General features: G+C 46.2%; 17 protein-coding genes. 14 read left to right on the forward strand and 3 right to left on the reverse strand.

The features are described from left to right. Positions 1-108 precede the first annotated feature (108 nt). From AB4512_RS02850 to AB4512_RS02865, 4 genes are all read left to right on the forward strand, one after another. Positions 109-900, forward strand: a complete 792-nt coding sequence (locus AB4512_RS02850; protein WP_372174363.1) for a CLCA_X family protein — start codon at positions 109-111, stop codon at positions 898-900. A gap of 186 nt (positions 901-1,086) precedes the next feature. Beyond that, positions 1,087-1,344: a type II toxin-antitoxin system Phd/YefM family antitoxin gene (locus AB4512_RS02855; protein WP_017061616.1), complete on the forward strand. Its 258-nt coding sequence runs from the start codon at positions 1,087-1,089 to the stop codon at positions 1,342-1,344. Continuing rightward, positions 1,334-1,600: a Txe/YoeB family addiction module toxin gene (locus AB4512_RS02860; RefSeq protein ID WP_017069754.1), complete on the forward strand. Its 267-nt coding sequence runs from the start codon at positions 1,334-1,336 to the stop codon at positions 1,598-1,600. Before AB4512_RS02855 ends, AB4512_RS02860 begins: the two co-directional genes overlap by 11 nt. Before the next feature lie 31 nt (positions 1,601-1,631). Continuing rightward, a complete protein-coding gene (locus tag AB4512_RS02865) occupies positions 1,632-1,955 on the forward strand; it encodes a DUF4144 domain-containing protein (protein ID WP_372174365.1) in 324 nt (107 codons plus the stop codon). A gap of 114 nt (positions 1,956-2,069) precedes the next feature. On the opposite strand, the gene AB4512_RS02870 is transcribed toward AB4512_RS02865, so the two are convergent. Continuing rightward, positions 2,070-3,398 carry an anaerobic C4-dicarboxylate transporter gene (locus AB4512_RS02870; protein ID WP_004732879.1) on the reverse strand — a complete coding sequence of 443 codons (1,329 nt, stop codon included), beginning with the start codon at positions 3,396-3,398 and terminating at the stop codon, positions 2,070-2,072. A gap of 412 nt (positions 3,399-3,810) precedes the next feature. On the opposite strand from AB4512_RS02870, the gene AB4512_RS02875 reads away from it, so the two are divergent. The 10 genes from AB4512_RS02875 to AB4512_RS02920 all read left to right on the forward strand — a co-directional run bounded on the left by AB4512_RS02875 (position 3,811) and on the right by AB4512_RS02920 (position 15,386). Further along, positions 3,811-4,470: an HAD family hydrolase gene (locus AB4512_RS02875; RefSeq protein WP_372174367.1), complete on the forward strand. Its 660-nt coding sequence runs from the start codon at positions 3,811-3,813 to the stop codon at positions 4,468-4,470. A 210-nt stretch (positions 4,471-4,680) separates the two neighbouring features. After that, on the forward strand, positions 4,681-5,307 hold the full coding sequence (locus tag AB4512_RS02880) for an HD domain-containing protein (protein ID WP_372174368.1): 627 nt from the start codon (positions 4,681-4,683) through the stop codon (positions 5,305-5,307). Between the two features lie 41 nt (positions 5,308-5,348). Next, positions 5,349-5,876 carry a GNAT family N-acetyltransferase gene (locus AB4512_RS02885; protein ID WP_372174370.1) on the forward strand — a complete coding sequence of 176 codons (528 nt, stop codon included), beginning with the start codon at positions 5,349-5,351 and terminating at the stop codon, positions 5,874-5,876. Positions 5,877-5,996: 120 nt separating this feature from the next. Further along, positions 5,997-6,683, forward strand: a complete 687-nt coding sequence (locus AB4512_RS02890; protein WP_017067459.1) for a DNA-3-methyladenine glycosylase I — start codon at positions 5,997-5,999, stop codon at positions 6,681-6,683. Between the two features lie 194 nt (positions 6,684-6,877). Continuing rightward, positions 6,878-7,612, forward strand: a complete 735-nt coding sequence (locus tag AB4512_RS02895) for a GntR family transcriptional regulator (RefSeq protein ID WP_017061609.1) — start codon at positions 6,878-6,880, stop codon at positions 7,610-7,612. A gap of 467 nt (positions 7,613-8,079) precedes the next feature. Beyond that, a complete protein-coding gene (xdhA, locus tag AB4512_RS02900) occupies positions 8,080-9,525 on the forward strand; it encodes a xanthine dehydrogenase small subunit (protein ID WP_102566030.1) in 1,446 nt (481 codons plus the stop codon). Beyond that, positions 9,518-11,923 (forward strand): xanthine dehydrogenase molybdopterin binding subunit, encoded by a 2,406-nt coding sequence (gene xdhB, locus AB4512_RS02905; RefSeq protein WP_372174372.1) that lies wholly within the window; start codon positions 9,518-9,520, stop codon positions 11,921-11,923. The genes xdhA and xdhB overlap by 8 nt, the downstream gene beginning before the upstream one ends. A gap of 54 nt (positions 11,924-11,977) precedes the next feature. Then, entirely contained in the window at positions 11,978-12,859 is an 882-nt protein-coding gene (gene xdhC / locus AB4512_RS02910; RefSeq protein WP_004732871.1) for a xanthine dehydrogenase accessory protein XdhC, read from the forward strand. A 59-nt stretch (positions 12,860-12,918) separates the two neighbouring features. After that, positions 12,919-14,253 carry a guanine deaminase gene (gene guaD, locus AB4512_RS02915; RefSeq protein ID WP_372174374.1) on the forward strand — a complete coding sequence of 445 codons (1,335 nt, stop codon included), beginning with the start codon at positions 12,919-12,921 and terminating at the stop codon, positions 14,251-14,253. Positions 14,254-14,504: 251 nt separating this feature from the next. Continuing rightward, the gene (locus AB4512_RS02920) at positions 14,505-15,386 is read left to right on the forward strand and encodes an AEC family transporter (protein ID WP_004732869.1); all 882 of its coding nucleotides are present in this window, start codon (positions 14,505-14,507) and stop codon (positions 15,384-15,386) included. On the opposite strand, the gene AB4512_RS02925 is transcribed toward AB4512_RS02920, so the two are convergent. Continuing rightward, positions 15,383-15,907, reverse strand: a complete 525-nt coding sequence (locus tag AB4512_RS02925) for a hypothetical protein (protein ID WP_136982328.1) — start codon at positions 15,905-15,907, stop codon at positions 15,383-15,385. The genes AB4512_RS02920 and AB4512_RS02925 overlap by 4 nt on opposite strands. A 248-nt stretch (positions 15,908-16,155) precedes the next feature. Continuing rightward, positions 16,156-16,626 (reverse strand): GNAT family N-acetyltransferase, encoded by a 471-nt coding sequence (locus tag AB4512_RS02930; RefSeq protein ID WP_372174376.1) that lies wholly within the window; start codon positions 16,624-16,626, stop codon positions 16,156-16,158. Between the last annotated feature and the right edge of the window lie 63 nt (positions 16,627-16,689).

Here is a 16,689-nt window from a genome sequence, read left to right on the forward strand (position 1 = left end):
ATTTGCTATCAAAAGTGCTAACGTCCTTTAATTCCAAGAGATGCATCTCACACAGGCGCATCTCACTGAGCACACTATTCATTCTTACGTCTGTTTCCAAGGACCCTTTTGAAGTTAACTCACTTTAAATACAAAACGCGCGAAGGCCCAGACTACCGACATGGCGATCAGGTGTCATTCATGGACATCAAACAAACCTTCGGTATGGGCAGCATTCGTGTGGGTGCTTGGGTGACGAAAGAAGAAAAAGAGTTGGCCGCAAATCTGATATTCGATTCGCTAGCCGACTTGGCTTACATCTTGGCTTTGCCACCAGAAGCGATTGGCCTTCGCGGCACATTAGGCTTAGCGTTCGGCAGTGGCGGCAGAAAAGGCGTACAAGCACACTATGCCCCGAACCAACGAGAATTAGCCCTCGCGAAGAATGCCGGAGCTGGCGCGCTCGCTCACGAGTTTTGGCATGCATTTGACCACTATATCGCTGAGAAAGCGTTTGAAATCGGCGATACCTCTGGCCCTCGCAAGCAGATCCTGTTCGCCAGCGACTGTTGGTTGCACGATAGAACGGTGCGACCTCATCCATTAAACGAAAGTTTGATGTCTCTGTTTGATTCCACACTGCTTAGCGACAATAACTTGGACAAACACGATTATGTGGCTCGCAGTGTGATTGCCGACAAAGCGATGTCTGCCCGTTACTTCTCACTACCCACAGAGATGATGGCGCGCGCTTTTGAATCCGTGATTGAATCGTGTTCCGATATCAAGAACGCTTATCTAGTGGATGGCACAACCAAGCCTGATATGTACCCCGTGTATCCTGATATGGCGCACCGAGAACAGATATACCAAGCCCTGCAAGGTTACTTCGCACCATTAGGCCGATCTTTGAGTAAATAGCATTTTGAGTCAGTAACTCTCTGCATATTTACAATGAATGACATGTACCATAAGTTGATCATGTGTAAGCTCTGATATAACATGTACAACAAGCGGAACATGTAGAATAGTTAATTCATGAATGATTAACTATTCTGTGTATATAGAAAGATTAAACATATCCAAAAACAACAGGGTAAATAAGTGATGAATATTGTTTCTTTTACTGAGGCCAGAAATAGCCTTAAGTCTGTGCTCGATAGAGTGGTAGACGATTCTGATGTTACGGTAATAACCAGACGAGATTCAGAAGATGCAGTGGTCATGTCTCTTGATCATTTTAATTCAATGCAAGAAACCTTGTACCTAATGAGCTCGCCTAAAAACGCTGAAAGATTAGCTGAATCCATTGCTCAACTCGAAGCCGGAAATACAACCGTTCGAGAATTGAATAATGACGAATGATCGAAAGATTGTATTTACAGATAATGCTTGGGAAGATTACCTATACTGGCAAACCCAAGACAAGAAAACGCTCAAGAAACTAAATAAGTTGATTGAAGCTGCCAAAAGAACGCCCTTTGAAGGGATTGGAAAGCCGGAGCCACTAGTCGGCAACCTGTCTGGATTTTGGTCAAGACGAATCGATGACAAGAATCGATTAGTGTATAAAGCAGATGACGATAACTTTTACATAATTGCTTGTCGTCACCACTATTAAAAGCAGTAAGCAGCACATAGAAAGGGCAGTAATGATCAGTTGGCCATCTTTGGTAAAACTCGACGGTGATGATGAGCTTATTTACGTCGCGTCCGAGAACGATTTTCAAGCAGAATGCTCAGACATGATCTTGGGCGAAGAGGATTACCTCATCGATTCAGTTGGCGACAGCTATTCGCTTCAATCGAGTTCTAACAATCTGTCTCTAGCTAAACGAGCGGACCAGTATTCGGTTGAAAACGTGACCAAACTCATTCGAAACCACGAGTTCCAGAAAGCTGAAGTGTGCCTGATGAAGATCCACTTCTTAACGATAGAAGAAGCGATTCAGTCTTTGGCTTTTGAGCTACGTTAATATTGCTTTAGAGCTCGTATCAAAGCTAATTCCCAAGACAGAACAAACAAAAACAGCGCCTCAATAGGCGCTGTTTTTGTTTGTTATTTAGCTATCTCAAAGAAAGCTAATTCATTAAGCGATAAAAATCTGAGCCAGTGCGTAGCCTAAGCAACATGCGCCGACTACACCGATCAAACCAACCGACATGAATGAGTGGTTGAAGTACCACTTACCAATCTTGGTGGTGCCAGAGACATCGAAGTTAACCGTTGCGATGTCTGATGGGTAGTTCGGGATGAAGAAGTAACCGTAAACCGCTGGCATCAAGCCGATAAGCAGTGCTGGATCTAATCCTAAGCCAAGGCCAACCGGTAGCATCATACGTGCAGTAGCGGCTTGAGAGTTCACCACAACCGATACGATGAATAGCGCTAGCGCAAACGTCCACGGGTAATTGGTCACCATTTCCACGATGCCAGACTTGAACTGAGGCATTGCGTATTGGAAGTAAGTATCCGACATCCAAGCGATACCGAAGATAGCAATCGCTGCCACCATACCCGATTTAAATACCACGCCATTTGGCACGTCACGTGGGTCGGTTTTCGTTGCCAGCAAGATGATACCGCCGAAACAGAGCATCATCATTTGGATGATCACCGACATTTTGATTGGCTTGTCGCCGTCTACGATGGTTCTAATCTCAGGCACCATCGCCACGATAACAATCACCACAATCGACAATAGGAAAATCAATACCGCATTACGAGCCGAAGTTGGCAGCACTTCATCCAAAGACGTCGCAGTGGTGCTTTCGATGCGCTTTTTCCACTCAGGATCTTTTAAACGCGCTTGGTATTCAGGATCGTCGTTCAGTTCTTTACCACGTTTCAAGCTATACAGAGAAAGTAAAAGTGTTCCGAACAGCGTTGCAGGAACCGTCACCATCAAAATAGAAAGCAGAGTAATAGAGTGTTGGATATCAGAAAGTTGCGCGAGGTAATAAACCACTGCTGCCGAGATAGGAGATGCAGTAATCGCTAGTTGAGACGCAACAGATGCAGCCGCCATTGGGCGCTCAGGACGAATACCATTCTTCAGTGCAACATCGCCGATAATAGGCATGATGGAGTAAACTGCATGACCAGTACCCAATAGGAAAGTCATCGAGTAAGTCACGAACGGTGCTATCAAAGTGACGCGTTTCGGGTTCTTTCTCAGTACCCTTTCGGCCACTTGCAGCATGTATTTCAAGCCACCAGCCGCTTCAAGAATAGAAGCACAGGTAACAACAGCGAGGATAATCAGCATTACGGTGACAGGTGGAGACGTTGGTGGCATCTTGAAGACAAACACCTCGATAACCAAACCAATACCAGAAACAACACCTAAGCCAATACCGCCATACCGAGACCCGATATAAAGTACGACTAATAAAAATAGAAACTCAAAATACAACATAAGCAACCCTGCTAAAAATATGGACTAATGATATTTTGTCCCTAAGTTCCGCTATTTACTTATCGCTTGGTCACACTATGATTGCAGGCTCCCGTTAATTGTTTTTTATAAGATTATGGTCACGCTAACATGCCTGTAAGTTTATGAAATGTAATAAGAAGCCAGGCGAAAGACCTAGATTTGTTATGTGGGATAATCACAATTGTTTCTATTAGAACTATATGGCCTATAAAATATCAAGCTCATAACTGAACGATATTATTTCAGCGTAAATCAATCAGCTCCCAACTCACCTATAGGCACATTCCTTAAGCTAATTGGGCTCGTTCTTACTAAACACTGACTCGCCTATCCCGAGACACTATGTCAAAATACTCGCCCTCACGATGACAACACATAAAGAACCACGGATATGAATTTTCAAGCTGCTATTTTTGATATGGATGGACTGTTACTCGACACCGAGCGGCTTTGTATGCAGATTTTTGAAGAAGCATGTCACGCGCAAGGTGTTCCGTTTTTGCAAGATGTTTACTTAGGCATCATTGGCTGTAACGCAAAAACCATCGAACAGATCTTTCGAAATGGCTACGGTGAAAACCTAGACTACCCAGCGCTGAACACCGAATGGCGCACTCGCTACAGTGCGATTGTGAAACACCAAGCAATCCCAGTTAAAGATGGTGTTATCGAACTACTTGAATGGCTTAAAGCAAACGACATTCCAATCGCGGTAGCGACCTCCACTCAGCTTGATATCGCGAAAAAGAAGCTTGAACTGGCTGGCCTAGATTCTTACTTCACCTCGTTAAGCACAGGCTGTGAAGTCACCAATGGTAAGCCTCACCCAGAGATCTACTTGCTAGCGGCAGAGCGCTTAGGTGTTGCACCTGAAAATTGCCTAGCGTTTGAAGATTCAAACAACGGTATTCGCGCATCTATGGCAGCGAACATGATCAGTTTCCAGATCCCAGATTTGGTCGAACCATGCGACGAAGTGAAAGCGCTTGGTCACACCATCAGCCCTTCCCTACACCATGTGTTAGCGCAGCTTCAGCAAGCCGTCGCTTAAGCTCTAATTACCGTTGATAATGCTTTTATCTGTCTCGTCCTAAAATACGTAGACAAGCCTCTCTATTAAACCGACTCACTGAGTCGGTTTTTTTGTTTATATTCCTTTTATAAAAGATAAAACATCGCGCAAGAAACTGTTACAGTCGATATGAAACGATACTAATCGATAAGCAACATTGATAACGTCTACAGATGGAGAAAGGGACGCGTGATTAAAAGATTTGAAAGCCAGCTGCTTGATTTTGCTCAGCAAGAGATGACACAGGATGCCGCGCACGACATCAGCCATATTAAGCGCGTAGTCAAAACTGCTAAGGTTTTGTGTACTCAAGAACAGGCTAAGCTTGAGGTCGTTCTTCCTGCCGCTTACCTCCATGATTGCTTCACCTTCCCTAAGAACCACCCAGACAGAGCCCAAAGCTCACAAATGGCAGCTGACAAGGCGGTCTCTTTCCTCAAATCTATCGAATATCCTGCGTCCCATCTTGATGAAATTCATCACGCGATTGTCACTCACAGCTACAGCGCCAACATCACTCCAGAAACCTTGGAAGCTCAAATCGTCCAAGATGCGGATCGCCTAGATTCTCTCGGTGCGATTGGTATCGCTCGCTGCCTATACGTTGGGCAGAGCTTCGATGCCGAACTCTATAACCACGAAGACCCGTTCGCGAAGCAGCGTGACTTGGATGACAAGAATTACAGTGTCGACCATTTCTACGTGAAACTGTTTAAGCTCGCTGAAACCATGAATACAGAATCCGCCAAATTAGAAGCCAACAAGCGCACCGACTACATGCGCGGTTTTCTAGAACAGTTGGGCGCAGAAGTTTAACGGATTAAAAAAGAGACACGCGATAAGGGAGAGAGAAGGATATGGAAATAAACCGCTTTAAAGCATCCGACGCCGAAGAGATCGTCACTTGGTTTACATCCCTAGAAGACTACGTTTTATGGGGTGGGCGAACATTTGGTTGGCCGTTAAAAGCCGCCTCTATCATCGAACGCTCTCAAGAGCCACATGTCGAGTTATATACCTTCTATGCACCTAAGTCATACTCTGAACCGAACGCCGATTCAAGCGCCGACTCAAACACTAATAACCTGCTTGGCTTTATGGAATTTCAACGCATGTCGGACAGCGAACTTCGCTTTTGCCGAGTCGCGATTCACCCAAACCTTCGAGGCAAAGGATTAGGGCAATTGATGCTTGAAACGGCCTTAGAGGCGGCGAAAAAAACACCAGACATCACCACCATCACCTTAGCAGTATTTAAGCAAAACCACGGCGCAAAACGCTGCTACGACAAAGCCGGCTTTCAGGTCGTCGACAAAGAGCCGAGCGTAAAAGAGTTCAATGGCAAAACCTGGCCCTTGTATCAGATGGAATTAAAGCTCGGCTAGTTTGTTTTAATTGTCAGACTGGTTTTAGTTAACAGACTTGTTTTAATTACCAAATTTGACCCCATATCATTAAACATTAGCTACACACTCAAGATACACAGATGTAATTTGGAACCTCCAATGACCCAAGAAAAATTCGACACTATTTATCAACGAGCTGCTCACCGCAAAGGCGGAGCGGCCGAACTCGAAAAAATTGTTCGTGCGCCCCTTTCCCAAGCCGAGCTATCGCAAATCACCGACGATCGTTGGCTGGCCGCCTTTACTGAAAAAGTATTCCAGTGTGGTATTTCATGGAATGTAGTGAGGAAGAAATGGCCGCAATTTGAAGAAGTGTTCTTTGAATTCAATATCGAAAAAATGCTGATGCTGCCGAATGAGATGTGGGAACAAAAAGCGCAAGATCCACGCATTATTCGTCACCTGACTAAGGTGATGACTATCCCTGCCAATGCCACCATGATTCACAACGCCAAGCGTGAAGCCGATTCATTCTCACAAATGGTTGCCGACTGGCCATCAGAACGTATCACTGAACTTTGGGATTATCTGAAGAAACACGGCAAGCGATTAGGCGGTAATACTGGTGCCTACACTCTGCGCCAAATGGGTAAAGACACGTTCATCTTGTCATCAGATGTTGAAGCACACCTACGCAGCACAGACGTGGTGGATAGCGGTCGTAATACCAAGCGAGCACAACTGGCAGCGGGTAAAGCCTTCAACGAATGGCAGCAACAGTCAGGGCGTAGCCTGAGCGAAATCAGCCAAATTGTTGCCTACAGCTGCGGTGATAATCGAGTTTAATTAAATTTAAAATGGCTTAAAGCTAAAGATTGCACACAGTTCCCTGCAAACAAAATGTTATAAGTCATTAACAAATAAGCGTGCATCGCACTTCCATCCAGTGGCATTGTATAGATAAATGTATACAATATAGAGTAATACTCATGAATTATTCTCGACCAACCCAACTCGACTAAACAAGGGTCCTTATCTCTATGACAGTTCTCAAAAACTCTGTCTCCAAAGGTGTAAAAACGAAAGTAACAGGCCAGACTCAAGACGATGTTGTTTACTGCCATATCTTCGACGCGATACTAGAACAAAGGCTGCCACCAGCCACCAAATTAAGCGAAGAAGCACTAGCAGAAATCTTTAGCGTTAGCCGTACTATTATCCGCCGTGCCTTGCTGCGCCTCTCCTTAGAACAAGTTGTGGTGATCCGTCCTAACCGAGGAGCCGTGATTGCTGCGCCAACGGTTGACGAAGCCAAACAAATCTTTAAAGCACGTGAAGTGATGGAAATTGCTATCACTGAGCTGGCGGTGAAAAACGCAACCAAAGCTCAAATAGAAGAATGCAGAAAATTAGTCGCGAAAGAGAACTGTGCTTTCGACCAAGGTGATTACGGCTCTGGCCTACGTTTGTCTGGTGAGTTCCACATCAAATTGGCTGAAATGGCAGAGAACGCGCCACTGCTGGCTTTCCAACGCAGCTTGGTATCGCAAACTTCACTGCTGATCGCTCAATACGAAACGGGCAACCACTCGAACTGTTCTCTAGACGAACATTCGGGATTACTGGATGCGATAGAGTCAGGCAACGAACAACAAGCCGTAGAGTTGATGCAAGAACACCTAAGCCATATTCGTTCGAAGCTCAACCTAGACAGCAGCACAGCTTCTAGTGATCTGCATGTCGTGTTCTCAGATCTGCTTAAGAGTAAGTCATAGACGATTCAACAAACGATTGATAACCATCTGTTAACAACTTTTTGTTAACAGCTTTTTATTAACAATACAGGAGAGAAGTAAGCCTCTGCGTTTACTTCTCTTTTTTATGCCCTCTCCCCTAAAAATAAAGATGACGATCGGCTCACATCCATCTAAAACACTGCCTATTCTAGCCTCAACAACGATCTTAGCCACTATAGAATCACTTCCAACAGTGCCACAAACCCTGTCATTATCTTGTATACATAGCTATCAATTCATTAATACCAAAAAACTGTTCACCTTCAACTCAACCCCTTATAAAACAGACAACTACGGTTAAGATAAAATTGTACACAATCCACAACCAAGACTATTTGTTGCATTTTTGTAAATAAATAATTGACCACAGGGTCAGGATGGATAATTATTGACCTAGAAGTCAAAAAGAATACACATGGAAATATGTCGATTTACAAGGAGGTCTCTTGATTACTTTTTTGCTCAATCAGGAAATAAGACGTGAAGATAATCTGTCGCCAAATATGACAGTGCTCAACTACCTTCGTACCAAGGTTAATAAAACCGGTACCAAAGAAGGTTGTGGGTCGGGCGACTGTGGTGCATGTACGGTAGTTCTGGGTGAAGTGGTTGATGGGCAGCTGCAATACCGCTCGGTGAACTCTTGCCTGACGTTCGTTTCAGCGCTGCATGGAAAGCAACTGATCACAGTAGAAGATCTACAAAACCGAGATCGCTCTTTGCACCCAGTGCAGAAAGCGGTGGTGGATTTTCACGGTTCACAATGTGGTTACTGCACGCCGGGCTTCATCATGTCGATGTTTGCGCTAGGCAAGAACAAACCCGATGCGAGCAAAGAAGACGTCATGGAATCACTGGCGGGTAACCTATGTCGCTGTACAGGCTACCGACCAATTGTTGATGCTGCGATGTCGCTTTCAACAGACCAACCTTTGATCGACCAATTTGCTGAGCTTGAACGCAACACCATCAAGAAGCTAGAAGGTATTCAAGACACCGAGGCCAACTTACGCCTTGGTCACCTCACCGCTTTTTCCCCGAAAAGCACCGATGAGTTGGCCAAGCTTTTTCAAGCCCACCCGAACGCTAAGCTGGTTGCTGGCGGTACGGATTTAGCGCTGGAAGTGACGCAATTCCATCGTGAGATTGAAACACTGATCAGCGTGAACCTTGTTGAAGACATGAAGGTATGTGAAGAGACCGACACCGATCTAATCATTGGTGCCAACCTGCCTATCAGTGATTCTTACTCACTATTGAAAAAACACTACCCAGATTTTGGTGAACTGCTGCATCGCTTTGCTTCACTGCAAGTGCGTAACCAAGGCACCATCGGCGGTAATGTAGCGAATGCTTCGCCTATCGGTGACACCCCTCCTCTGCTGATTGCCCTTAACGCAAAGATCAAACTTCGTTGCGGTGACGAGTCACGCACCATGCCGATTGAAGATTACTTCATCAGCTACAAAGTGACGGCGCAAAAAGAGAGTGAGTTCATTGAACAGATCATCATTCCTAAGCCAACTAACGACAGCTTCCGAGCTTACAAACTGTCTAAACGTTTAGACGACGACATCTCTGCGGTGTGTGGTGCGTTTGATATTCAAATCGAAGACGGCAAGGTTTCTTACGCTCGTATCGCTTTCGGCGGTATGGCTGCAACACCTAAGCGCGCGGCGCGTTGTGAAAATACGTTATTAGGCAAACCATGGACAGACGCTAATATTAAGTTAGCGATGCAGGAACTGTATAACGACTTTGAGCCGCTATCTGATTTCCGTGCCAGCCAAGAATACCGTTCATTGTCGGCAGCCAATATGTTGCGTCGTTACTTCATTGAACAGCAGAACAAAAACAACCAAATCGAAACAAGGGTAACGTCTTATGTCTAAATCAAATTCCTCTGTTCACAAGAGCAATGCGATGACCCACGAAGAGATGGTTACCATTGCAAAACAAGACCTAAAAACTGGCGTAGGTAAAAGCGTAAAACACGACAGTGCAGCCAAGCAAGTCACGGGCGAAGCGGTATACATTGACGACCGCCTAGAGTTCCCAAATCAGCTGCACGTCTACGCACGCCTGAGCACTCAAGCACACGCGAACATTACCAATATAGATTTATCACCGTGTTACGAATTTGAAGGCGTGGCGATTGCCATTCAAGCCAAAGACGTACCAGGTGAATTGGACATTGGTGCCATCCTACCGGGTGACCCACTGCTTGCAGACGGCAAAGTGGAATACTACGGCCAACCTGTGATTGCCGTGGCTGCCAACGATTTGGAAACGGCACGTAAAGCCGCACACGCTGCAATCATTGAATATGAAGAACTGCCTGCGATTCTTGATGTAAAAGAAGCGCTAGAGAAAGAACACTTCGTCACAGAAAGCCACACGCAACAACGTGGTGATTCAAAAGCGGCGCTGGCAAAAGCAAAACACGTGATCTCTGGTGACCTAGAGATCGGTGGACAAGAACACTTCTACCTAGAAACTCAAATCAGTAGCGTGATACCAACCGAAGACGGCGGCATGATCGTTTACACCTCGACACAAAACCCGACCGAAGTTCAAAAACTGGTTGCGGAAGTGATTGGCGTACCGATGCACAAAGTCGTGATTGATATGCGTCGTATGGGTGGTGGTTTCGGTGGTAAAGAGACTCAAGCAGCCTCTCCAGCCTGTATGGCTGCGGTGATTGCCCACCTTACAGGCCGACCGACCAAAATGCGTCTGCTGCGTAATGAAGACATGCAGCAAACCGGTAAACGCCACCCGTTCTACAATCAATATACAGTCGGTTTTGACGACAACGGTGTGATTCAAGGTGCCGACATTACCGTTGCAGGTAACTGTGGTTACTCACCAGACTTATCAAGTTCTATTGTCGACCGCGCGATGTTCCACTCAGACAACGCTTATTATCTAGGCGATGCAACTGTGGTCGGTCATCGATGCAAAACCAATACCGCATCGAACACCGCTTACCGTGGCTTTGGTGGCCCGCAAGGCATGATGACGATTGAACACATCATGGACGAGATTGCGCGTTACCTGAAAAAAGATCCTTTGGAAGTACGTAAAGCGAACTACTACGGCGAAGAAGGCCGTAATGTGACCCATTACTACCAAACCGTTGAAGACAACTTTTTACCTGAGATAACCGAACAGCTTGAACGCAGCAGTGACTATCACGCACGTCGTAAAGAAATCGCTGAGTTCAACAGGCAGAGCCCTATCTTGAAGAAAGGCCTTGCTATCACACCAGTGAAATTCGGCATCTCGTTTACTGCGACTTTCTTGAACCAAGCAGGTGCGCTCATCCATATCTACACCGATGGCAGTATTCATTTGAATCACGGTGGTACGGAAATGGGGCAAGGCTTGAACATCAAAGTGGCACAAATCGTTGCACAGGAGTTCCAAGTCGATGTCGAACGTATCCAGATCACCGCTACAAACACAGACAAAGTTCCGAACACATCACCAACCGCAGCCTCATCGGGCGCCGACCTCAACGGTAAGGCCGCGCAAAACGCAGCAATAACCATTAAGCAGCGCCTGATCGACTTCGCTTCTTCGCACTTCAAAGTGTGGCCTGAAGAAGTGGTGTTTAAGAACGGCATGGTGCAGATCCGCGACGAAATCATGACCTTCAACTCATTTGTTGAACTGGCTTGGTTTAACCAAATCTCGCTATCGAGCACTGGTTTCTACCGCACTCCGAAGATCTATTACGATCATGAGAAAGCACGCGGTCGCCCGTTCTACTACTACGCGTATGGCGCATCTTGTTCAGAGGTTATCGTCGATACTCTAACCGGTGAAAACAAGATTCTACGTGTTGATATTTTGCATGACGTGGGCGCGTCATTGAACCCAGCGATTGATATCGGCCAAGTCGAAGGTGGCTTTGTGCAAGGTGTCGGTTGGTTAACCACAGAAGAGTTGGTATGGAACCAACAAGGTCGCTTAATGACTAATGGCCCTGCGAGTTACAAAATCCCTGCGATTGCTGATATGCCGATTGATTTCAGAACGCACCTTTTGGAAAACCGCAGCAACCCAGAAGACACAGTCTTCAACTCGAAAGCCGTGGGTGAGCCACCTTTCATGTTGGGTATGTCGGTATGGAGCGCACTGAAAGATGCGATTAGCTATGTCGCTGTCGATGGCGCGATTCCAAAGCTCAACACGCCTGCAACGCCAGAGCGCATTCTGATGGCGATTCAGGAAGTCTCTGAAACGGCTCCGACTTCGGTCGATGCTCAATCAGAAACGGCTTAGGGCTCATATCGATCGTTTAGCTTGGGAAGCATAAAAAGGGATTTAGGAGGACATATGTTTAAGGATAATTGGATTCACGAACTGGCAAAACTGGAAGAGAACTACGAGCCATGTGTGATGGTGACAGTGCTTGAAGACAGAGGTTCCGTTCCGCGTGATGCGGGTACCAAGATGCTTGTCACTCGTGACCGAATCATCGCTACGATTGGTGGTGGTCACCTTGAACATGTGGCCACTAAAATGGCGCGCGAAATGCTGATTGCCAGTGAAAAATCACTCAAAGTAGAACGCTTCAATCTAGGTGCTCGTTTAGGCCAATGTTGTGGCGGAATGGCAACATTAAGCTTTGAACCGATTGGCACTCAACAGAATCACCTTGTGCTATTTGGCGCAGGTCATGTTGCCAAAGCGCTGCTACACATTGTGGCGACTCTGCCCTTCCGTGTGACCTGGATTGATGAGCGTGAAGAAGTATTCCCTGAAACGCTGCCACACGGTGTTAAAAAGCTTGTTTCAGACGATCCGGTTGGCGAAGTGAAACACATGCCACCAAACAGTTATTACCTTGTGATGACCCACAACCACCAGCTCGATTTTGACCTAACCAAAGCCATTATCGACCGTGAAGACAGCCGTTACTTCGGCATGATCGGCTCGCTTACTAAACGCAAGAAGTTCGACTTCCGCTTAGAGCAACGCGGCTACAGCCAAGAGCAAATCGAAACCATGCTTTGCCCTATTGGCATTAGTGCTGTGAATGGCAAACATCCTGCCGAAATTGCGGTATCGGTTGCGGGTGAACTGATCGCACACTATCAAGGCCAAGCACTTGAACAAAAGCGCCCAACCAAACAATATCGAAATCAGGATTTGACCGATCAACACAGTCAACCAAGCGACGTAGGCGAACCACCATTGGAAGAGAAGATCGCCTAATAAAAGTCGCAAAGCTTTAGCGGCCATAACGTCGCTGAAGTCATTAAAAGGAAGTAAACATGACAACGCAACGCAAAGCTTATCGCGCCAGCATTTTACATAGCGTCGCCGACCCAAAAGACGTCGGTATCGATGAGTCTTACGACTATTTTGAAGATGGTGTTTTAGTGGTTGAGAACGGCCATGTCGTCGACTTGGGCCATGCCGATGAGGTATTGGCTCGCCAACCTAAAACACTCAAAGTAAAAGAATACAAAGACAAGCTGATCACCTCTGGCTTTATTGATACGCACATCCACTACCCTCAAACAGGGATGATCGCGTCTTACGGTGAGCAACTTCTTGATTGGTTAGAAAACTACACCTTCCCAGAAGAAAAACGCTTTAAAAACCCAGTTTACGCACACAAAGTGGCGAAGCTATTCCTAGATGAATTAGCAAGCAACGGCACCACCACGGCACTGGTATTTGGCACGGTACACAAAGAGTCGGTCAACGTATTCTTCGAAGAAGCTGAGAAGCGCAACCTACGTATGATCGCAGGTAAGGTATTGATGGATCGCAACGCTCCAGACTACCTTACCGACACTCCAGAATCTGGCTATGCTGACTCCAAGGAACTGATTGAAAAATGGCATAACCGCGGCCGTTTGCTTTACGCGGTGACACCTCGTTTTGCGCCAACCAGTACACCAGAGCAACTTGCTACTGTAGGTAAACTGCTAGAAGAATATCCAGATGTGTACATACACACTCACCTTTCTGAAAATGAGAAAGAGATCGAGTGGGTGAAATCGCTGTTCCCAGAGCGTGACAGTTACCTAGATGTCTATGACCATTACGGACTACTTCATAAGCGTTCGGTATTTGCTCATGGTATTCACCTTTCTGATTGTGAATGTAAACGCCTTGCTGATACTGAATCTGCTATCGCCTTTTGCCCAACTTCGAACTTGTTCTTAGGATCGGGTTTGTTCCGATTACCTGAGATGGAAGAACACGGCATTCGTGTCGGCGTGGGGACTGATGTCGGCGCAGGCACTAGCTTCTCGATTCTGCAAACCATGAGTGAAGCGTACAAGATCATGCAGCTACAGCATAAGAAGTTGCACCCGGCTAAGTCGCTATTCTTGGCAACACTAGGCGGTGCACGTTCACTGCATCTAGAAGACAAGATTGGTAATTTGGAAGTCGGTAAAGAAGCGGATTTCGTGGTATTAGATCTACACGCAACTCAGCTGATGCGCTTTAGAATGGAACAAGCTACCAAGCTCGAAGAGAAGCTATTTGTACTAATGAGTTTGGGTGACGACAGAACCGTCAGCGAGACTTACATCTATGGCGAAAAGGCCTACGATGTGAACTTCAAAGATTACAAGAAGCTCGTTAGTTAGTTCGCTAATAAACACACGCTAGGTAACCTTTGTTGTTAAGAACCCGTCCAGATTCGCCTAGCTTTTAAAGACCAGCCGTTAACGCCGCTGGTCTTTTTTTGTCCCTAATTCAAAGAAATACAAATAATTGCTCGTGGTGTGCTCCACACCCATGACGCGGCTGCCTTATGTTGATAGGTTAGGTTTAATGGCATTAGGTTGTAATTTGTCCGTTTAAAACAAATCATCACTCTCGCTTAGAAAGGAATTCTATGTTCGAACAGGTCGTCAGCATTCTGTTTCCCGTTTTTGCTTTAGCCAGTGCTGGCTTTGCGGTGGGTCGTTGGCTCAAGCCCGATTTCAAACCGATCAATCGCATCAACATGGATGTGTGTATTCCTGCGCTAGTATTTGCATCGCTGACCACCATGCCTCTCGACACCGAACAACTGCCACTCATCACCGCCTCTTTGGTCGCGGTGTTGGTGCCTGCTTTATTGATGATACCAATCTGTAAGATCTTTAAGCTCAACTTCAAAGCTTGGGCTCCGCCACACATGTTCCGCAACAGTGGCAACCTCGCGATTCCCCTATTCACGTATACCTTTGGTGAGAGTGCATTAGCCCCTGCAGTACTGCTGTTTGTGGTATCGGCGTGTGTTCATATTAGTGTCGGTTTAGCACTGCTGAGTGAAGGTAACCCGATCAAACAGATCCTCAAGATGCCGATATTCTTAGCCGCAGCATTAGCGATGACGCTCAACCTGTCTGGAATTGCAGTCTGGAATCCAATCTATGAAGCCACATCGCTACTCGGCCAAGCAGCCGTGCCTATCATGCTGTTGTCGTTGGGTTCGCAAATGGTGAACTTGAAGCTAAGTGGATTAAAAGTTGGCTTGCTGTGTACGGCTCAATCGCTGTTCACTGGTGCCATCGCCTTCGCCATCATCTACTTCTTTATCCCGCTGCCAACGCTGCACCTACAAATGATGGTGCTGTTCACCATGCTGCCACCTGCCGTGATGAACTACCTGTTTGCAGAAAGGTTCAATGTCGAGCCTCCCAAGGTCGCATCTATGGTGTTGTTCGGCAACTTCCTAAGTGTGGTTACCTTGCCTATTTTACTGTCGTTCGCGCTGTCTATGTCGAGTTAATTGTTTACGCACTTATCCAGTTTAAGCTCTGCCGTCACTTTAGTAAGGCGCAGAGCAATAGCGAAACAGACTAAGTAAGGACTCACATACCAGAAGAGGCTTTCTAATGGCTGCTTCACCTGCGCTTCTCTGGTTTTTATGTATTGGTTTTTCTGCTTCTCATACTGACTCAGCATACCATCCACCCACACGGCATCGCTTTCAACCAGCGACACGCTCGGCGCAGGAACCGTAAAATCCGATGCGTTGGGTAACAAGGTGAAATCGACATCTTTGAACGTGATCGCCGTGTTCAAATACCATAAACACGCCTCATGGTGTTGCCCGTGAGAGTCCAAAGATGGCTGACCTGTACAGATGTCGCTTCTTAATTTATCCAAAGAAAACTGCTGAACCGATTCTAAAATCGCCACCGCTCTAGTTTGTTCGGTTTCAACCCAATCACCCGCTACTTTCGCACGAATCTCAGACACTGCACCCAGCATCCCGATACCCGCCAAGAACGGCCATAAATAATCCATAAGCTTCCATTTGCGTCGGCTCAAGTTGAACCCACACCAAATCGGAAGATGAAAAAGGAGCGTTAGCCCAAGCGATAGCAAAACGAAATTCAAGGAGCTAGAGAGCATGAGTTCGCTATCAAAGAAGTTCTTCATAATGAGAGACTTGCCTGTATAACAAAGAGAAATTTGATACTAGGTTCGATACTTGAAAAGAGTGTAAGAGGAAAGTAAAAACAGCACCAACAATTGGCGTTGGCGCTGTTTATTTAAGCAACTAACGGCTTTTCCATCGGGATGCAGTCGAGGCTAATACCTCTAGGCGAGTGATAAGTGGAAAGTTCATCACCAATAAAGCCACACGCACGATAAAACGCAGCGGCATTCAGAGTCGATTCTAACTTCATTAACGGCAAATTGTGTTGAATCGCGAGTTCCTCTAAGAACTGCAACATCTGCTTCGCTGCGCCTTTTCCGGAAAAATCTGGGTCCACAAAAATAGCATCAATCATACCGGTTTCGATGTTGATTTTACCGCTGCCAATCACTCGCTCATCGACTTCTGAAACGTGAAAAGTTTGGGCTACATCGCTTATGAATCCATCAGACATTCCACCCTGCGTCCATATTGACAGCTGTTCTTCTGAGTAATAAGCCGAGCACTTCTCGACAATGGCACGGCTTCGAATATCGAAAATATCCTGAGCATCAGACTCAACCGCTTTTCTAATTGTAATCATAAGCCTACCTAGAGGAATTGGTGGGGAATGGAAAGCCATAGCTGTGGCACTAACCTCACTCAA

Origin of the sequence: Vibrio sp. 10N.222.52.B7 (genome assembly GCF_041474275.1) — a bacterium.
Lineage (GTDB): Bacteria > Pseudomonadota > Gammaproteobacteria > Enterobacterales > Vibrionaceae > Vibrio > Vibrio crassostreae_C.